Origin of the sequence: Weissella sagaensis (genome assembly GCF_005405285.1) — a bacterium.
Taxonomy (GTDB): domain Bacteria; phylum Bacillota; class Bacilli; order Lactobacillales; family Lactobacillaceae; genus Weissella; species Weissella sagaensis.
On record NZ_BJDT01000001.1, the window covers coordinates 144,046 to 162,396 of the forward strand.

Genomic DNA, 18,351 nt, shown 5'->3' on the forward strand with positions numbered 1-18,351 from the left:
TAATAGACACCAATAATAAGACTAATGAAAATCTACTTTTACTAATTTAATTTTTGCTAAGCATAAATATTTTGAACGTTAAAAAGGTCCATCAATCTCACCATGTTGAATGGCAGATTAACGGACCTTAAATATGTTTAACTATTTCGTTGTAATCGCAATCGTATCAGCAGCTTTTTGAGCAGCCCATTGTTCATCAAATTGATCAAGTAATTCACGAACTTGGGTTGTATTAGTTGTGTCCATTAATGCCACACGTAAATCTGATGCGTATGAAAAATGACGTACATAAATTTTGAAGAAACGCTTTAGCTTTTGGAAGTGCATTGGTCCAAATTCAGATGTAAATTGATCATATAGATCCAATTGCATACGCAACAAGGCAAGTGTTTCATCCAATGTATGCTCTCGAGGTGTAATTTCAAAGGCAAATGGATTTTCAAAGATACCACGACCAATCATAATCCCATCAATACCAGGATGTTGGCGTACTAATTCAAGGCCGGCTTCACGATCTTTAATGTCCCCATTAATTTGAATTAATGTATGAGGTGCAATTTCATCACGTAGTTGAAGTAGACGATCAATATATTCATAGTGCGCAGGTACTTTTGACATTTCTTTACGCGTGCGCATGTGGACAGTTAGTAATGGAATATCTTGTTTTAGAAGGAATGGAATCCATTCATCAAAAGTATCAATTTGGTTAAATCCGAGACGTGTTTTAACCGAGACAGTTAATCCAGCCGCTTTAGATGCTGCAATGATGTTTTTGGCATCCTCAAAATGGCGAATTAAATCAGAACCGCCACCATTTTTAACAACAGTTGTAGCAGGGCAACCCATGTTTAAATCAAAAGCTTCATAACCACGTTCTTTTAAATCGTAACCAGCTGCTTCAAAATCTTCGGGACGATTACCCCATAACTGTGCAACAGGCATTTTTTCTGATTCTGCGACAGATAGTCGTCCTTGAACTGTGAACTTGGCCTTTGGATGGGTGATACTACGAGCATTTGTAAATTCAGTAAAGTAAACATCGGGGCCACCAGCTTTGGCAACAACGCGACGGAAAACTGAGTCTGTAACAGCTTCCATTGGTGCCATCGTAAAGAATGGTATTTTTTCTAGTCCTGGAACAGCCGGATGCTTCTGGGCATCATCTACCACTTTTTGCCAATAAGGCGATTTTGTTTGGACCATTTTAAGTTCCTTTCATCGTTAAATATGTATTTTTTCATGTACAAGATTATTTTTTAAAACCTTATCCATATTAGCGATATTTCACAAAATTTTCAAGATATTAACTTGTAAAAAGTACATAAGCAATAAAATTTAATGTGTTGCTAAGCTGTTAAACTGTAAATCAAAAACATAAGGTGTATAATAAGACTGTTTTGTCGATACATATTTGAAGGAGTTTGTATGAAAATCAAGAGAAATATGGTAGCAGGAATTGTGTTAACTTTAGTACTCGCTTTAGTTGCAAAACTCCTATCACCATTTTTACCAACGTTGGGTGCAGAAGCGTTGGCGATGCTAGCAGGAATTGTTTTAGGAAATACTGTATTTGCTAATCAACGTTGGGGTGCTGGTGTTACATGGGCTGAAAAATATCCAATTGAAATTGGGATTGCGTTATTAGGATTGAATGTCACGTTGCAAAATATGGAATCACTTGGATGGAGCGGTGTTATTTTTATTTTGTTACAAATGTTTTTGACGATTCTATTTGTTATGTGGATTGGTGGGCGTGTTTTTAAAGTATCACCACAATCAGCAATGATGATGGGTGCTGGAAATGCAGTGTGTGGCTCTAGTGCAATCGCGTCAGTCGCACCAGCTGTGGGCGCTACTGATGATCAACGACGTACATCAGTAGCAACGGTTTCGCTAGCAGGGGTTGTTTTGTTGTTTGTTTTGCCAGTAATTGGGCCAGCCATCTTACCAAATAATATGATGGTTAGTGCTTTAATTGGTGGAACAGTACAATCTGTTGGTCAAGTTGCTGGAACTGCATCTTTGGTTGGGGGTAGTGTTGTTACTTACGCCCCAATCTTTAAAATGCTACGTGTGATTATGTTATCAGTTGTTGTTATTTTTATGGCAAATCATGCATCAAAGCTTTCAACTCAAGCAGCAGCGACAACTTCAGCAAAAGCATCAAAGAAAGCTAAAATTAGTATTCCCTGGTTTGTAACGGTGTTTATTATTTTTATGTTAATCAATTCGTTTGTAACATTACCACATGTTTTAACTAATTCAGCAGAGCAAGTAACGAGTTTCTTTGGCGTTGTTAACTTAGCTGGAATTGGATTAAACCTAAAGTGGTCAACTATCAAGTCATCAGGAGCTAAGTTCTTGGGTTACGGGTTGGTAACAATTATTTTCCAAGTTGCAATTGCGATTGCATTAATTTACGTTTTAATGGGCTAAATCATTAAACTAATAGATTACCAGAGATTATCTTTGGTAATCTTTTTTTATGTTGAAAATCAGGAATAGGTTATCGCATTGATTAATTTATTGTTACAATAAGAAAATAGTAGGTATTCATATAGCGGGAATAGGGAACGAGAATGACATATTGATTATGATTGGGGAAGGAGTCAAAGCATGCTATTTACAGATTTAGAAAATTACGTTGTGTTTGACTTGGAAATGAATGGTAGTAATCAAATTATTGAAATTGGTGCACTTAAAATTACGGGGACTAAAAACATTGAGAAGTTCTCCGTAATTGTCAATAATCCACCTATTGGTAGTGCGATGAAATCATTTAAGTATATTACTAAAGCCATGGGAAGTAAGGGTGGCTGGATTACGTTAGACATGATTCATCATGGTATCTCAGAGGAACGGGCATTGAACCGGTTTATGCGATTTGTGGGTGATTATGCTGTTGTCGGCCATGCAATTGTTGATGGTGATGTGCAATTGATTAAAGAAGGATTGCAACATAATAATTTAGGCAAGTGGGATACCCGTGGTAAGTTATATGATACGCAGCAAATTCATGGTGCTATTACAGGTAATCCACAAGATATTTCATTAAAGGATTTGGCAGAGTTATATCAAGTTGATGTAGGTGAACAAAAACATCGCGCATTGCCAGATTCTAAAGAGACGTTGGCTATTTTTTTAGCCATGAAAAAAGCGTGGCGTTAATCGTTTAAATTAATTAGTCACTCATAAAAAATGAGGGGAATTCTTATTTAAAAACTATTGGGTTTTTCGTCTAGATTTGTTAATATAATGTTCTGCTATTTAATAAATTAGTAGGTATTAAATAAGAAACGTACCATTATTATTCAATAATAATGACAACGCGGAGGATACGATTATGTTAATGTACACTAGACCAGCTCAAATGAAGGATTTTCCAGAAATCTGGGCTGCATTCCAAGATGGCGTTGCATACTTGGGAGAGCAAGGCGCATCACAATGGCAAGGTGAAGGTGCACCAAACGAAGCTTTATTTAAAAGTGATATTGAAAATGGCTGGGGCATTGTTTTAATTTATGATGGTCAAGTTGCAGGTTATGGATCACTTGTTCCAGGCCCAGAAGATGAATATGAAATTTTACAAGGTGAATGGGTTGGCGAAGAGCCTGAGTATGTGGCCATTCACCGTGTTACAATTAATTCAAACATTCGTGGCAAAGGCGTAGGTAAAACTTTGACACGTGATTTAGTTAATTTAGCACGTGCACGGGGTTATCGAGATATCCGGATTGATACATTTCCAGAAAATGTCATCATGCAAAATGTCATTAAAAAAACAGCATTTACATATAGAGGAATGGTGCCATTTGAATATGGCGACCGATTAGGTTATCAATTATTAGTAGATTAGTTTTTTATGAGACTTTTTTCATAAAGTGATTGACAATGTCACAAAATGGGCTTAATATCTACAAGGTAAACTAAAAAAGGAAGTGTAGATTATGCAAAATCATTTGTCAGTAACACAAGCGTTTAGTCACTTTACGTATTTCGGTTAGTCATCCGAATTATGCGTAAAGTTATTTACGTTGAACATTTGGATGACGGTAAAGTATCCAAATGTGTGTGAAATCAAGGGTTAACCTGATATGCATTATCTGCATGTACACGTATTGGATACAATTTTGTTATCCGATACGTGTTTTTTATTATTTTCAGCTATTATTTAGTATTAAGGGCAAATTGACATTAATGTGATTGACACAAAAGGAGTGTGCGTATGGGAATGTGGCAAAGAATGTTTCAAAAAGAATCGTTAAATACTTATATGAGTAGCGATGGTAATTTTGAAAAGACATTAAATGCAAAAGATTTAATGGCATTAGGAATTGGTGCAGTTATCGGATCAGGAATTTTCGTTTTGCCTGGAACTGTTGCGGCAACAACAACTGGGCCAGCAATTATTTTTAGTTTTATTTTAGCAGCGTTGGTATCTAGTTTAGTTGCCATGGCATATTCTGAAATGTCTACGGCAATGCCTGTTGCTGGGTCAGCATATTCGTATGGCAATGTGATTTTTGGTGAAGTTATTGGCTGGGTTTTAGGTTGGGCCTTAATTTTGGAATACATGCTAAGTGTGTCAGCCGTTTCCACGGGTTGGTCAGCATATTTTGCAAACTTAATATCACCGTTAGTTAAAATTCCAACGGCGTTATCAGGAGCCTATGATCCAGCTAATGGTACGTATGTTAATATCGTTGCTGTTGTCATTGTATTATTAATTGGGTTGTTACTACGTGGTGGTTTACGACAATCAAAACGCGTTGAAAATGCATTGGTTGTATTAAAATTGGTCATCATCTTAGCATTTATCATTATTGGTATCTTCTTTATTAAAAGTAGTAATTATCATCCCCTTATCCCAGAACGTATTAATGGTGCGTTTGGTTGGCAGGGAATTATTACGGGTACTTCAATGGTGTTCTTTGCTTTCTTAGGTTTTGATGCATTATCAGCATCAGCAGCTGAAGTAAAAAATCCTAAGCGTAATATGCCAATCGGTATTATCGGTACTTTGATTGTTGCAGCTGTATTATATGGTGTTATGGGATTAGTCTTAACTGGTATGGTGCATTACTCAAAGTTAAATGTTGCTGATCCAGCAGCTTTTGCCCTACAACAGGTTGGTCAAAATTGGGCATCATTAATTATCACAATTGGTGCATTAATTGGAATGGCAACGATGATGTACACGATGACTTACGCAGCATCACGTTTGATTTATGCTGTTGGTCGTGATGGGCTTTTGCCTGGTGGCGTTGGTAAAGTGAATAAGCAAGGTAATCCTAATCGTGCGTTAACTGTTGCAACCGTTGTGATTGCAATCTTTAGTGGTTTAGTACCATTGGACAAGTTAGTTGATTTGGTTAATGTTGGGACATTGTTGGCATTCGTTGTTGTATCTATTGGTATTTTGCCACTACGCCATCGACAAGATGTTAACCATGACGGATACAAAATGCCTGGATACCCGGTTATGCCAATTGTTTCTGCTTTATTATCAGGATTTTTGATTACACAGTTACATGTTGAAACGTTAATTGCTGCAGGTATTTGGTTTATTATTGGTCTTGTTTTGTATATGACATACGGTATTCGTCATTCACGAATGAACAAATAGATAAACAGATAGCGTGAATTTTTAAAATTTAAAGGGCCTAATAGGTATTGACTTTGGTTTGTATCTATTAGGTCTTTTTATTTGACTATTTAACTGTAAGCGCTTACAATATTATTGGGTTGTTAATAACTAATACATGTATCTAATTTTGAGTGTAAATAGAAATAAGGTGAAGTTTTAAAGAACATAATCGATTAATAAAAACCCAGGAGGCCTCTGACGAAATATAAAGACATTACACCAGTTAATTTGGTTGAAGAGTATATTAGATTACTTATTAAGAATGGTGAGGATGGACAAGGGTTACCATCCCAAAGAGATATTGCAGAAAAGTTAGAAGTTAGTAGAACTACAGTCAAGTCAGCACTGTTACATTTACAAAATGAAGGACAAATCACTTCTCAAAGTAGGCGTGGTATACAAATTAATAAAAAGAAGGATGTTAATTTACTTAGTATGTCTTCGTTAAGTGATGAATTAGCAGGTGAAAATATAACTATTGAACATATGGATAGTCGGCTAGTATCTGTGCCAAAAAATTTACGAGATTTTTTTGGTGATTCTTTAAAAAATATTGCAGAAATTAAAAGAATTCGATACCGCAATGGTGTACCTTTTTCTTATGAAATCACGAACATAGATGAAAATAAATTTTCGGATATTACGCAAGTAAATTTAACAAATAAGTCGTTATACCGTGTGTTAAAAGAAAGCTATAATACGGTACCTGTTTATGGGTTTGAGAATATCTCAGCAACTTTGGCAACTGATGAAATAAGAATGCATTTAGATGTTGCTGAAAAGACACCATTGTATATTGTAGAAAGTTTCAATTTTGCAAAATCAGATCAACCTGTTGAACATACGGTTCAATATTTATCTGGTGAAAATTTTAAGTATCATTTTATGGCAAAGGATATTTTGGGTTATCAGAAAGAAGCAAACGATGACATTGTTTAAAACGCTGTATTTAGATTTAGCCAGTAAGATTGATAATGGTGAATATCAAAAGGGGGGTGTTTTACCGAGCGAAGGGGAGTTACAAAAAATATATCAGGTGAGCCGGACAACTGTTAGAAAAGCAGTTGATTTATTGGTAGCGGATAAAAAGATAATTCGGCGAAAGGGGATTGGCTTGTTTGTTGCTCCAAGTATGTCAAATCAAACAATTTTTGATATGGCAGGCATTATTAAGCAAACAGATATCAATAAAGAATATAAAATTTTTATTCGAGATATTTTTTTAAGAAAAGCAAACCCATTTTTTGCAGATGTATTTGATATTAATGATGATGAATTACTCTATGCAGTGTCTTTCATGAATCAATCTAAAACAAGTACTTTGTTAGAAAAATTATGGTTACCATTAGATTATTTTCCGGATTTTGATATTAATACGTTAAAAGTCACACCTATTTTAGAAGTAGTTAATTCAGGCAAATTAGATGTTCAGGATTTATATCAAGATTTTCAATTAATTGAAGCATCAGAAGAAGAAGCAAAATTATTAGATATTGCAATAGGTAGTCCGTTATTTAAGATTACAAATATGTTTTCTGATAGTGATAAACAAATTATTGCGATTGAAGTAAAAATACAAGATGCTTTAAAAGTAAAATATACAATAGATTTTAACTGATTTTAAATCAGTGGGGGGTTGTAATGATTAAATTAGTGCGCGTGGACCATCGACTATTACATGGACAAGTTGCAGTTTCGTGGTTTAACAGTTTGGGAGCAAATACGATTTTAGTAGCAAATGATGCAGTAGCAAATGATGATTTTAGAAAGTCAGCTATTCGTTTGGCTAAGCCAGATAAAGCAAAATTAGTGATGAAGTCCATCGATGATAGCATTAAAGCAATTAAATCAGGTGCAACGGATAAATATAAAATGTTAATTGTCGTTGAATCTGTTGCTGACGCAGAAAAATTAATTAAAGGTACACAGGATAGTATTAAAACATTGAATTTAGGGGGAACTAAAGCGGGGGAGAATACGGTTAATTATTCTAAAACAATTAATTTAACACATGAAGATGAAGAAATACTTGTGCAACTTCAACAATCAGATGTTGATATTTATATACAACAGGTTCCAAATGAAGATCGACAAGAATTTGTTAAAAAATAATCATAAAAATTTTTAGGGGGAGTGTATTATGGGAGCAATTTTTATGGCAGTTGTGTTAGCCCTGATAGCCATGCTGGGAAATGGTGAGTATTTCTTGGGATCATCTATGCTATCACGGCCGTTAGTAATGTGTACTTTAACGGGATTGGCATTAGGTCATTTAAAAGAAGGCATTATAATGGGAGCCACCTTAGAGTTGGCATTTATAGGATCTTTTTCAATTGGTGCATCAATTCCACCAGAAATTATTTCTGGTAGTGTGTTAGGAACGGCATTTGCGATAGGTGCAGGTAAGAGTACTGCAGTTGCTTTGACATTAGGTATTCCAATTGCATCACTTGTATTGGTAATTAAGAATCTTTGCTTTATTTTTATTTTGCCATACTTTGTACATAGGGCTGATAAACATGCTGCAGCTGGAAATGCTAAGGGTGTTGATCGAATGAATATTTGGGGTGGATTCTTCTCAATTAATTTGCCAATTGGATTAGTTGTTGGAATTTCTTATATTCTCGGAAGTCCGATGATTAAAACAATATTAGATGCAATTCCAGAATTTATTATCAATGGACTAGGCATCGCAACAGGATTATTACCAGCATATGGATTTGCCTTGCTATTGAAGATGATGGTTAACAAGAATAATGTTACTTTCTTTATTTTAGGATTTGCATTGGCAGTTTATGCCAAGGTACCAGTAACAGGTGTTGCGATATTTGGCGCATGTTTGGCATTGATTCTAACAGGTTATTCATCATTCAAAGATAAGTTACATCCTAGCACAGCTACTGTGACCGATGATGCGAATAATAATCAAGATGACGGGGGAATTGATTATGAAGATGAAGAGTTCTGAGTTATTAACTAAAAAGGATTTGATGAAGACTTATTGGCGTTCATACACAATGGAATGGGCTTGGAACTATGAACGACAGTCTAATCTAGGATATATGTATGCCATTATGCCAGCACTGCGTAAGATATATAAAGATGATGATGTAAAATTCAAAAAAGCTTTAAAACGACATTTAGAATTTTTTAATATCACGCCATGGTTAAGTACTTTTCCATTGGGTATATCAATTGCAATGGAAGAACAAAATGCGTTGAAAGATGATTTTGATGAAGAGTCTATTAACAATATTAAGATTGCCTTGATGGGTCCCTTAAGTGGGATTGGTGATTCATTTTTTTGGGGTACACTCCGAGTTATTGCGACGGGTATTGGAACATCTCTTGCGATGCAAGGGAACATTTTAGGACCAATTTTATTTCTAATTACATTTAACGTTCCTGCTATATTAGCACGCTACTATGGTATGTATATTGGTTATAATATTGGTGCATCATTTATTGAAAAAGTCCAAAAAACAGGTTTGATGGACAAATTAACCTATGGGGCCTCAGTACTAGGATTGGGTGTTGTTGGGGCAATGGTGGCCACTTTGGTTACGATTAATATGCCTATGAAAATTGGTTCAGGTGATGATGCACAAACAGTTCAAAAGATATTTGATGGTATCGTACCCGGTATTTTGCCATTGCTATTTACGTTATTTATTTTCTGGTTTGATAAGCGCGGATGGAAGTCACAATATATTTTGTTGCTAATTGCAGCAATTGGTATTTTGGGCGCTTGGTCAGGATTACTAGGATAATAAGGGGGGATTTTATGAAATCAATTGAAGATTATGTTAATTTAGAGCCTTCATTCTACCAAGGTGTTCTTGATCATTATGATGATTTATTTGTTAGTACAGTAAAAGATGTTGAGGTTACTAAGATAGATAATATTGTTATATATGCAACTGGATCGAGTTCTAATGCAGCTTATGGTGCATTACCATTTATGAGTAAAGTGTTAGGGTTGCCAGTACAGATTCAAGAGCCTTCGATTTCGGGGAATTACTTGATGAATGTCAGTGAAAATTCTTTGAGTATTGCAATTTCTCAAGGGGGACATAGCTATTCTGTTGTGGAATTGGTTCAGCGTTTGCAACAGGCAGGACATGTCGTGTTTTCACTAACTAGTGAATTAGATAGCCCGTTAGCAGAGATCAGTGATCATGTGCTATCTATGGGGATGCCAGTAGAAGAAATGCCTTATGTGAGTGCGGGGTATAGCGTTGTCATTTTAGATTTAATATTAATCTCGCTAACTATTGCACGACAAAAGGGGCAGTTATCGGAAAAGGAAATAAAAGATTATTTACAACAAATCGATCAAATTGTAGAGGCTTTGCCTAGTATTATTTCAAAGTCTACAGAATGGGTAACAAAACAATTATCAATTTTTTCAAATGCAAAACGATTATCATTTGTAGGTTATGGTGCTACGTACGGTGTTGCACGTGAAGGTGAAACCAAGATAACAGAGGCAGTAAGGATTAGCGCATGGGGTAAGGAACTTGAGGAATATATGCATGGACCTTATTTAGGACTTAATAATGAGGATATCGTTATTTTTATTGAACCTAATGGAAAACTGGCTGAAAGGAGTGGCTTGTTAAAGAAGTTTTTGAATCAACATATTCAGCATGTATACACTATTTATGCAAATCATAATCAATCATTGTTAGAACATGACCTGGAATTAGATTTAGAGATTGATGAATTATTAGCATCATTATTTATGACAATACCAGTTCATTTACTTGCTTATCGTTTATCTCAAGAAAAAGGGATAGATTTACAGCATTCAGCATATCCAGATTTTGATAAAATTACGTCATCTAAAATTTAAATAGATATAAAAGGGGAGATTAAAACTATGAGAACTGTAGAAAAGGCAACATTAGTAAATAAAATGAACGGCGCATTAGCATTACGATCAGAAATTAATGATTTTGTGGATAATTTTTATAAGCAAGGGTTTACTAATATATGCTGGTTGGGAATTGGAGGCACATACGCATCATCAATGCAAGCTGTTATTCACATGAAGGAGAAAACAGCCTTAGAGACATTTTATCAAAATGCAGCAGAATATTTAGTAACAGGAAATAAGCGCATTACAGATAAGACATTAGTTATTACGTCATCAGTAACGGGTAATACTGTTGAGGTTGTTGATGCGGTCAAAGAAATTTCTAAAATTGGGGCAACAATTTTAGGGTTTATTGATGATGAAAATGCAGCTTTGGCAAGTATGGTTTCAAAGAGTATCTCATATCCCGAAAATGAACAATTGAAGTTTTTTATGGTAGCAGATCGATTCATGTATTTAACAGGAGAATTTCCTGATTATGAAGAATTTTATCAAGAATTAGACGATCATTTTGCAGAAGATATTGCAAATATTGAGGTAAATGCTGATAAATTGGCAGAACCATTTGCACAACAGCATCATGATGATGACATTCATTACTTTGTTGGTGCAGGTAATCAATGGGGGGCAACATATTCTTATGCTATGTGTTATTGGGAAGAACAACATTGGATTAAGACTCGTGCTATTGAGGCGGCAGAATTTTTCCATGGAATGTTTGAAATTATTGACCGTGATACACCCGTTACGGTGTACGTTGGTGAAGATTCACAACGTCCATTGAGTGAGCGTGTGGCAAAATTCTTACCAGAAATCTGTGGTAACTATACAATTATTGATACTAAGGATTATGAATTACCTGGCATTTCAGAAAAGTACCGTGGTACGTTGTCACCGTTTGTATTCCATGCAATTAATAATCGTATTGATGCTAACATTGAACATATTAATCGTCATCCAATGGATATTCGTCGTTACTATCGTGCACTAAAATACTAATAAAGGAGTGTCGTATGACAGCAGTATTAATTTGTACGCATGGTAATACAGGGGCAGAAATGATAAAATCTGCTGAAATGATTTGTGGTGAACAAGATAATTGTGATGCCGTTCCATTTTTAATGGGACAGTCATTAGATGAACTAAGAACAACTTTAAAGAACACGGTAGAACAATATAAAACTGACGAAGCTGTTATTTGCTTAACTGATTTAAAAGGTGGAACGCCATTTAATACCTTAGTCGCATTAAGTGAGAGCCACGCAAATATGACAGTTATTACTGGTGTTAACATCCCAATGCTATTACAGTTGTTGGTATATCGTAATCAGTTATCAGAAGATGAGTTAATTGATGATATTATAACAACTGGTAAGGAAGGCATATTTAAATTTGAAGTAACCGATGTTGAGGATGATGATTTTTAAAATTTAAAATATCGTTGATTATTAAATTATCTTAGGGGCTAATTGGAAGGAATGCTGCAAATTCTTCTATAAAGCCCCTAAGGTTTTTTATATTGTATTTGTGATAAGTAACCTTGTCGATAATGTTGTCCTTGTGCTACTATTGATTGTTAATGGGATTTATAAAATAGGAGCAAGTGTTTTGGAAAAAGAAAAAACGAATAAAGGAATGGTAACGTTTGCGTTATTTATTGCTACTTTTTTAAGTGCGATAGAAGGAACCATCGTTTCAACAGCAATGCCAACAATTGTTGGTGAGTTGCAAGGAATTTCAATTATGAACTGGGTATTCTCAATTTTCTTAATGATGAGTACTTTGACAACGCCCATTTATGGTAAATTAGCTGATAATATTGGGCGTAAACCTGTTTTTATTAGTGGATTAATCATATTTTTGGCTGGATCAGTATTAAGCGGATTATCAGCAAGTATGCCACAGTTGATTTTTTGGCGTGCAATACAAGGAATTGGGGCTGGAGCAGTGTTGCCAATCTCGAATACAATTATTGCAGATATTTATCCACCAGAGAAGCGTGCCCAAATAATGGGGATTAATAATTCTGCTTGGGGTATTGCGTCAGTCGCAGCACCTTTGTTAGGTGGTTTAATTGTTGATAACTTTAGCTGGCGATGGGTATTCTTCATTAATTTGCCTTTTGGTGTGTTGTCGATGATATTAATTGTGGTGTTCTTAAAAGAAAGTGCACGTGTTGGTCACAGTCGTTTAGATATTTGGGGGATTGTGTGGTTATCAGTCTCAATATCAGGCTTATTATACGGTGTTGAATTGATTAACAAGACAACCATAAATTGGATTGCTGTCGTAGTTGTTTTTGCGGTAGCTATTATTGGGTTGATTTTATTTATTAGACAAGAAAAACGAGCAGCTGACCCAATTATTTTGCTTGATTTATTTAAAAATCCGACATTTGCCATTCAAAATTTTGCAGTGGGAATGATGTCAGTCTTCTTAATTGCGTTTGATGTTTATATTCCGTCATGGACGCAAGGAATATTGGGCTTACCAGCTACATTAGCAGGATTTGCCACAACGCCTAGTTCACTATTTTGGATTGTTGGATCATTCTTTGCTGGTAAAATGCTATCAAGGATAAGACCACAACAGATTTTGATGATTAGTATGGGGCTATTGGTTGTTGGTGGGACAGTTATGACATTATTGCCAGCAAACGTCTCATTTTATGTATTCTTATTCATGGGAATTTTCTTAGGATTGGGCTTTGGTATTACGGTTACAGGGTCAACAATTATTTCACAAAGTGTTGTTGCACCAGAACATATTGGAATGGCAACATCATTTAACACATTAATCCGTAGTTTGTCACAGAGTATCTTTATTTCAATTTTTGGTATTGTTATGAATCAATCATTGCTACATGGTATCTCACAACACCCCAAGGCACACTTGAATGTGGAAATGTTTAATAAAATGATTAATCCACATACAGTTGATGAATTACCTAATAAGTTGGTACCAGTGATGCATAATATTTATCATTCTGGATTGCAAAATATCTTTATCATTGCAGTTGTATGTATGGCATTAGCGTTCATCTATAACTTGAAGCATCAAGATCAAGGCATTGTGCAATAATAATATAATTTAATAGTTCGTACAATTAAAGCCGAAGATAACTTTTTATACCAGTTATCTTCGGCTTTTTTGATTTACATAAAAGAATCATCACGCCACCGTGTTAACGATTGGCGTGATGATTCTTTAAATGTGTACTAAAAATTATTTTTTTGTTCGCTTTGCTTAATCAAAAATAGTATGCGCAATATTTTCGGCATCAATTAAGTTTTTATCTGAAATATCAGGACGAGGTGAGAAAGTCGTAAACCATGACCATCCCTCTGTTGGAACGCCCCAAATAAATAATCCGGAAACTTCTTGATCATCAACATTAATGGCAGTTAATGTGTCTTTATTCATGCGAGTACCACCCACTGAATAAGTTGTGCCATCTGAGCGCGTGTATGTCGCCTCACTTAATAAACCATGATCACGTAAATTAGCTAACAAAGGATTGTCTGTGTTCGTCAATGAGAGTGCTGACAAATGTGCTTCAACCAAGTTATCAACAGTCCAACGATTATGACGACTATCTGTGACGATATAGTGTGTATCTTGGACGTTAACTTTCAAATCTGGTCCAGCAACGGTTAATAAACCGGCCTCGATTAAGGCACGCATTTGTTCAATACGCAAAATTGGTGGACCAACCGAAATTAATGAATTGAATGGATTGAAGTGTTGCAAGAACTTCTCGTATTCATCAGCATTCAGATAACCAGCATCCAAATAGTGACGAATAACTGAACGAATATCACGCAACATATCAAATGAACCAGCGTAAGGTGCATCATTGTTTCCTTTGTAAGCATCATTGATATCCCATGTTAAGTAATTCATCATGAAATCACTGTATTCAACTTCATCAGGTACATCAGCGACAGGATTAAGAATACGTTGCCAATCCATAATATATTCTTCTGCAACCCCAAATTGGCGAGCAGTTGTATTTAAATCATCACTTTCAGCCAAAGCATCCATGAAGTGATCAGCATTAAATGGCCAAGTGATACCAAAATCATTAATGGTATTACGATAATGCTTATACTCTAATTCTTTTTGTAATAATTTGAAGAAAGCATCGTAAGATAATTGACCATTATTTTCCGCAGCTAATTTATCCAAATTTTTATTTGTAAAGAATGTAGGTTTATAGCCAGCTTTAACTTTTTGATTGATACCACGTGCATGCAATGGTAGACCACGGCGTGAACCTGCAATAATATGAGGCTCATTACCAGAAGGTAGATAATATAAAACGCTATTGTTATCACGAGCGAAACGACCACCACGACCAATGGTTAGTTTGGCTAGATAGTCAAAAAAACTTAACCCTAATCCACGAAGCACAACTTTTTGACGAGCTGGAATGTCATCTAAATTAGCTTCAGCTGGATGAGTTGGCTGGATATAAAGCATATTTTTATTAGCAGTGGCAGCATCAGCAAATGTTTGTTGTTCTGGCGATAGAACGCTATCGGTCATACCAGTTGCCAAAATAACCTTATCAGCAATAAAAGATGTGTCATCATCGAGTACAACAGTATATTGTGTTTCTGTTTGTTTAACATCAACAACTTGTTTACGCTCATAAGACAAAATAACATTACCGGGTACTTGTGTGCCTAAACGCTCATAAAACCATTGTCCGTAAGCACCAAAAAGGGCACGGGATGTAAAACGGTTAGGGTTAATACGGGCAATTTCATCCAGAAAATGCTCTTTATTAATGAATTGGCGGCGCTGGACGTATTCCTTACCATATGTAATGGCCCACTCATAAAAGTTAGGACCGTAAGTGGCTGTGGCAGCATGATTTGGAACTGAAGGATCTGGGAATAATGTTAACTGGCGCGTAACTGTATTCATCAAAAAAGTAGGATCTTGGTCCGGATTCCAAACACGTCCACCAATTGGGAAATTATCATACAAGGTAATGTCAACGGGTTCTGTAATGCCTTTGGCATAAGACATAAGGCGTTCCAATAATGTTAAATTACGTGGTCCGGCACCGACTAAAACTATTTTCATTGGGTGCTGCTCTCTTTCTTAAAATTTGATAGTTCATCTGGTGAATAAATACCAATATCTTTGACGTAGATATTACCAGATCTTTTAAGGCCTTCGTTTTGCAAGAGGCCTTTTTTAGGATAGGCAAAAGTGACTGTTGCAGTGGCACGAATAGCTGAACCTAAAATACTACCAGTTGTTGCATGTAAACCTGAAGGAATATCAATGGAGACAACGGGGATGTTGGCTGAATTAACACGCTTAATCATATCGCCAAGCTTAACTGGTACATGTTTTGATAAGCCGGCACCAAATAAGGCGTCAACAATAACGGTGTAATGACGGAAATCACGCACGCGATTATGTGGTGTGATACCATAGTTACGAGCAATGTCTAATTGTTTGGCAGTATTAGGTGCAGCACGATGCTCATCCCCTAATAATAGTAGGTCAACATTAACGCCTTTTTGGGATAACATGCGAGCGACCGCAATACCGTCGCCACCGTTGTTTCCTAAACCAGCAATGATGAGTACATTAGATAAATCAAAAGCACCAGCACCTAGCACATCAATAACAGACATAGCTGCTCGTTCCATCAAAACTAGTGGATGGACACCGATTTCATCAATGGTGTAGTGGCTAAACCGTTGCATTTCTTGGGCAGTGACTGACTCAATCATGAAAAGCAACCTCCTTGTAAATTTTATATTAATAATCAATTATAACGTTCAGTGTTTATTATATCGCAACTGACTGTTAAAATGTTTCTAGTACAATATTTTTTAACATAAAGTAAGAAAAAGAGAGGAGAGATTATGGATATGCAAAAAATTCCAGAAGACATGCAAGATGTTCGCGACCGAGTTGCGTTAATGGCAGGTCGTGGATTTCCCGTATCTGAAGAAGATGTCATTAAAGAAGCATTAAAAGCCGGGTTCCAATCCATTGTTGATGAAAAAATGGATGGGAACTATTATACTGTGCGTTGGGATGAAAGTTTTAATGCGTTACAAGTGTTTGGTATGGATAATGAATTAATTGGATCAGCTGTGCCAAAAGAAGGTAGTGCTAGCTTTATTGAACAATTTGAAGCAAATGCAACTAATACTTGGTATGCCTTAGATAAGGATGCTTTAAAAATTATTGGCCGTTAAATTTAAAAATTAGTTAATAAAGCTGATTTTAAGTGCAATAATGTTATATAGTTAGTGTTAGTTTATTTATTTCGTTATAAAACGAAGGAATCTCATTTAAGGAGCAATTATTAATTATGGAAAGTAATATGCGTAAATACCTAGCGGAGTTCTTTGGAACTTTGATGTTGGTCGCTGTAGGTACTGGTACTGTTGTATTGGTTGGCCTACAAACAGGTCCACTTCCAGTTGCATTGGCATTCGGTATCGCTTTAGCAGCCGGTGCTTATGCCTTTGGACCAATTTCAGGTGGTCACTTTAACCCAGCTGTTTCTTTGGGTGCTGCCATTAATGGTCGTATCACTTGGGGCGAATTTGTTGGTTATGTGATTTCACAACTAATCGGTAGTCTTGCAGGATCAGCTCTTGTTTGGGCAATTATGCAAAGCGTTGGTGCCAACGCCACAATGATCAAGCAAGTTGGTTTTGGTCAAACTGATTATACAGCACCTGTATCATTTATTGGTGCATCTGTTATTGAAATGATTTTGACATTCTTGTTTGTTCTAGTTATTTTGATGGTAACTTCAAAGAAGGCTTCAGCATCTTCAGTTGCTGCACCAATGATTATTGGTTTGACATTGGCTGCATTGATTACAGTAGGTGTTTCAGTTACTGGTGCTTCATTGAACCCTGCACGTTCATTTGGACCAGCAATCTTCTTTGCAATGTTTGGATCAGCTACAGCTTTGACACACATTGCTGCATACTTCATCGGACCTTTGGTTGGTGGCGCACTAGCTGCACTAGTTGCTAAGTATGGTCTTGGATCAGAAGAATAAAAAATATTTATAAAATAAAGCCATGGCGAACAGAAATGCGGTGTACCGCAAAATGTTTGCCATGGCTTTTTTTGTATACTTGTTGCTTATATTGTCCGTCAAAGCGAAAATTATATCCGTTCTTTTTTAAACGCGATAAACTAACAGTCCGTCAAAAATAAATGACAAATATGTCACACACCTTCGCGTCGCTACGGCGAAGTGCCACATTTATCACTTATTTTAGACTCCAAAACGGTAGTTATATCCGCTCTTTTTTAATCATGTGCAATTCTTGCTTCCGATGCTGCTGCTATTGCCGCCACGATGTCGTCGATGAAAGTATTTACACGGCCACCATTGTGTTGTTCAGCATTTAGTTGACCAATGATGCCTGGTTTGGTGCGATCTAGGTAACCAAAGTTGGTCCATGAAATCGTACCGTATACGCCAAGGATAGACATGACTAATTGTTCATCAATACCATAGGTTGAATGGTCTTGACTAATACGGTTTTGCAATGGCTCAGGTAACTGATTTGCTTGAGCAAGATCATCAATTGCCAAGCCGGTCATAATGGCATCTTGGACTTCAGTTTTGTGTAGGACATGTTTGATAGAATCAAGCGCATCTTCATGCGTCATATCTGGGATATGGTCCTTTTGACCAGCAACGGTCAGATCAGCAATGGCATCTAATGTCACACCACGGTCGGCTAGCATTTTGACAACATCTTCGTAATAATCGCGTTCAGTAAATAACATTTTTTTGGTAAACTCCTTGTTTAATGATGCC

At 36.1% G+C, this 18,351-nt stretch carries 19 protein-coding genes; 15 read left to right on the forward strand and 4 right to left on the reverse strand.

Annotated elements, in window-relative coordinates:
- Positions 1-141 precede the first annotated feature (141 nt).
- On the reverse strand, positions 142-1,203 hold the full coding sequence (locus FFM55_RS00685) for a tRNA dihydrouridine synthase (RefSeq protein WP_137600363.1): 1,062 nt from the start codon (positions 1,201-1,203) through the stop codon (positions 142-144).
- A gap of 222 nt (positions 1,204-1,425) precedes the next feature.
- On the opposite strand from FFM55_RS00685, the gene FFM55_RS00690 reads away from it, so the two are divergent.
- The 13 genes from FFM55_RS00690 (at position 1,426) to FFM55_RS00750 (ending at position 13,607) form a co-directional block, all read left to right on the forward strand.
- On the forward strand, positions 1,426-2,436 hold the full coding sequence (locus tag FFM55_RS00690) for a YeiH family protein (protein ID WP_042492127.1): 1,011 nt from the start codon (positions 1,426-1,428) through the stop codon (positions 2,434-2,436).
- A 180-nt stretch (positions 2,437-2,616) separates the two neighbouring features.
- On the forward strand, positions 2,617-3,168 hold the full coding sequence (locus FFM55_RS00695) for a 3'-5' exonuclease (protein WP_042492125.1): 552 nt from the start codon (positions 2,617-2,619) through the stop codon (positions 3,166-3,168).
- Between the two features lie 175 nt (positions 3,169-3,343).
- A complete protein-coding gene (locus FFM55_RS00700) occupies positions 3,344-3,856 on the forward strand; it encodes a GNAT family N-acetyltransferase (RefSeq protein ID WP_052348372.1) in 513 nt (170 codons plus the stop codon).
- Positions 3,857-4,225: 369 nt separating this feature from the next.
- On the forward strand, positions 4,226-5,626 hold the full coding sequence (locus FFM55_RS00705) for an APC family permease (RefSeq protein WP_042492124.1): 1,401 nt from the start codon (positions 4,226-4,228) through the stop codon (positions 5,624-5,626).
- A gap of 249 nt (positions 5,627-5,875) precedes the next feature.
- Positions 5,876-6,586, forward strand: a complete 711-nt coding sequence (locus tag FFM55_RS00710) for a GntR family transcriptional regulator (RefSeq protein ID WP_052348371.1) — start codon at positions 5,876-5,878, stop codon at positions 6,584-6,586.
- Positions 6,573-7,265 (forward strand): GntR family transcriptional regulator, encoded by a 693-nt coding sequence (locus FFM55_RS00715; protein ID WP_042492121.1) that lies wholly within the window; start codon positions 6,573-6,575, stop codon positions 7,263-7,265. The genes FFM55_RS00710 and FFM55_RS00715 overlap by 14 nt, the downstream gene beginning before the upstream one ends.
- 23 nt (positions 7,266-7,288) lie before the next feature.
- Positions 7,289-7,759, forward strand: coding sequence for a PTS sugar transporter subunit IIB (locus tag FFM55_RS00720; RefSeq protein WP_042492119.1), 471 nt, complete (start codon positions 7,289-7,291; stop codon positions 7,757-7,759).
- A gap of 28 nt (positions 7,760-7,787) precedes the next feature.
- Complete coding sequence (locus FFM55_RS00725; RefSeq protein ID WP_042492118.1) at positions 7,788-8,615, forward strand: PTS mannose/fructose/sorbose/N-acetylgalactosamine transporter subunit IIC; 828 nt, start codon at positions 7,788-7,790, stop codon at positions 8,613-8,615.
- Positions 8,602-9,417, forward strand: coding sequence for a PTS system mannose/fructose/sorbose family transporter subunit IID (locus tag FFM55_RS00730; protein WP_212741207.1), 816 nt, complete (start codon positions 8,602-8,604; stop codon positions 9,415-9,417). Before FFM55_RS00725 ends, FFM55_RS00730 begins: the two co-directional genes overlap by 14 nt.
- A gap of 14 nt (positions 9,418-9,431) precedes the next feature.
- The gene (locus FFM55_RS00735; protein ID WP_137600364.1) at positions 9,432-10,502 is read left to right on the forward strand and encodes an SIS domain-containing protein; all 1,071 of its coding nucleotides are present in this window, start codon (positions 9,432-9,434) and stop codon (positions 10,500-10,502) included.
- Positions 10,503-10,529: 27 nt separating this feature from the next.
- A complete protein-coding gene (locus FFM55_RS00740; RefSeq protein ID WP_042492114.1) occupies positions 10,530-11,525 on the forward strand; it encodes an SIS domain-containing protein in 996 nt (331 codons plus the stop codon).
- Positions 11,526-11,539: 14 nt separating this feature from the next.
- A complete protein-coding gene (locus FFM55_RS00745; RefSeq protein ID WP_042492112.1) occupies positions 11,540-11,953 on the forward strand; it encodes a PTS sugar transporter subunit IIA in 414 nt (137 codons plus the stop codon).
- A gap of 181 nt (positions 11,954-12,134) precedes the next feature.
- Positions 12,135-13,607 carry an MDR family MFS transporter gene (locus FFM55_RS00750; protein WP_042492111.1) on the forward strand — a complete coding sequence of 491 codons (1,473 nt, stop codon included), beginning with the start codon at positions 12,135-12,137 and terminating at the stop codon, positions 13,605-13,607.
- Positions 13,608-13,772: 165 nt separating this feature from the next.
- On the opposite strand, the gene FFM55_RS00755 is transcribed toward FFM55_RS00750, so the two are convergent.
- Together FFM55_RS00755 and FFM55_RS00760 are read right to left on the reverse strand one after the other, a co-directional pair.
- The gene (locus FFM55_RS00755; RefSeq protein ID WP_137600365.1) at positions 13,773-15,620 is read right to left on the reverse strand and encodes an FAD/NAD(P)-binding protein; all 1,848 of its coding nucleotides are present in this window, start codon (positions 15,618-15,620) and stop codon (positions 13,773-13,775) included.
- Positions 15,617-16,279, reverse strand: coding sequence for an NAD(P)H-hydrate epimerase (locus tag FFM55_RS00760; protein ID WP_170999644.1), 663 nt, complete (start codon positions 16,277-16,279; stop codon positions 15,617-15,619). Before FFM55_RS00760 ends, FFM55_RS00755 begins: the two co-directional genes overlap by 4 nt.
- 138 nt (positions 16,280-16,417) lie before the next feature.
- On the opposite strand from FFM55_RS00760, the gene FFM55_RS00765 reads away from it, so the two are divergent.
- Positions 16,418-16,756, forward strand: a complete 339-nt coding sequence (locus tag FFM55_RS00765) for a hypothetical protein (RefSeq protein WP_042492105.1) — start codon at positions 16,418-16,420, stop codon at positions 16,754-16,756.
- A 116-nt stretch (positions 16,757-16,872) separates the two neighbouring features.
- Positions 16,873-17,577, forward strand: a complete 705-nt coding sequence (locus FFM55_RS00770) for an MIP/aquaporin family protein (RefSeq protein ID WP_170999638.1) — start codon at positions 16,873-16,875, stop codon at positions 17,575-17,577.
- A 257-nt stretch (positions 17,578-17,834) separates the two neighbouring features.
- Here FFM55_RS00770 and FFM55_RS00775 read toward each other — a convergent pair whose 3' ends face one another.
- Positions 17,835-18,320, reverse strand: a complete 486-nt coding sequence (locus FFM55_RS00775; protein WP_042492104.1) for a phosphatidylglycerophosphatase A family protein — start codon at positions 18,318-18,320, stop codon at positions 17,835-17,837.
- Positions 18,321-18,351: the final 31 nt, after the last annotated feature.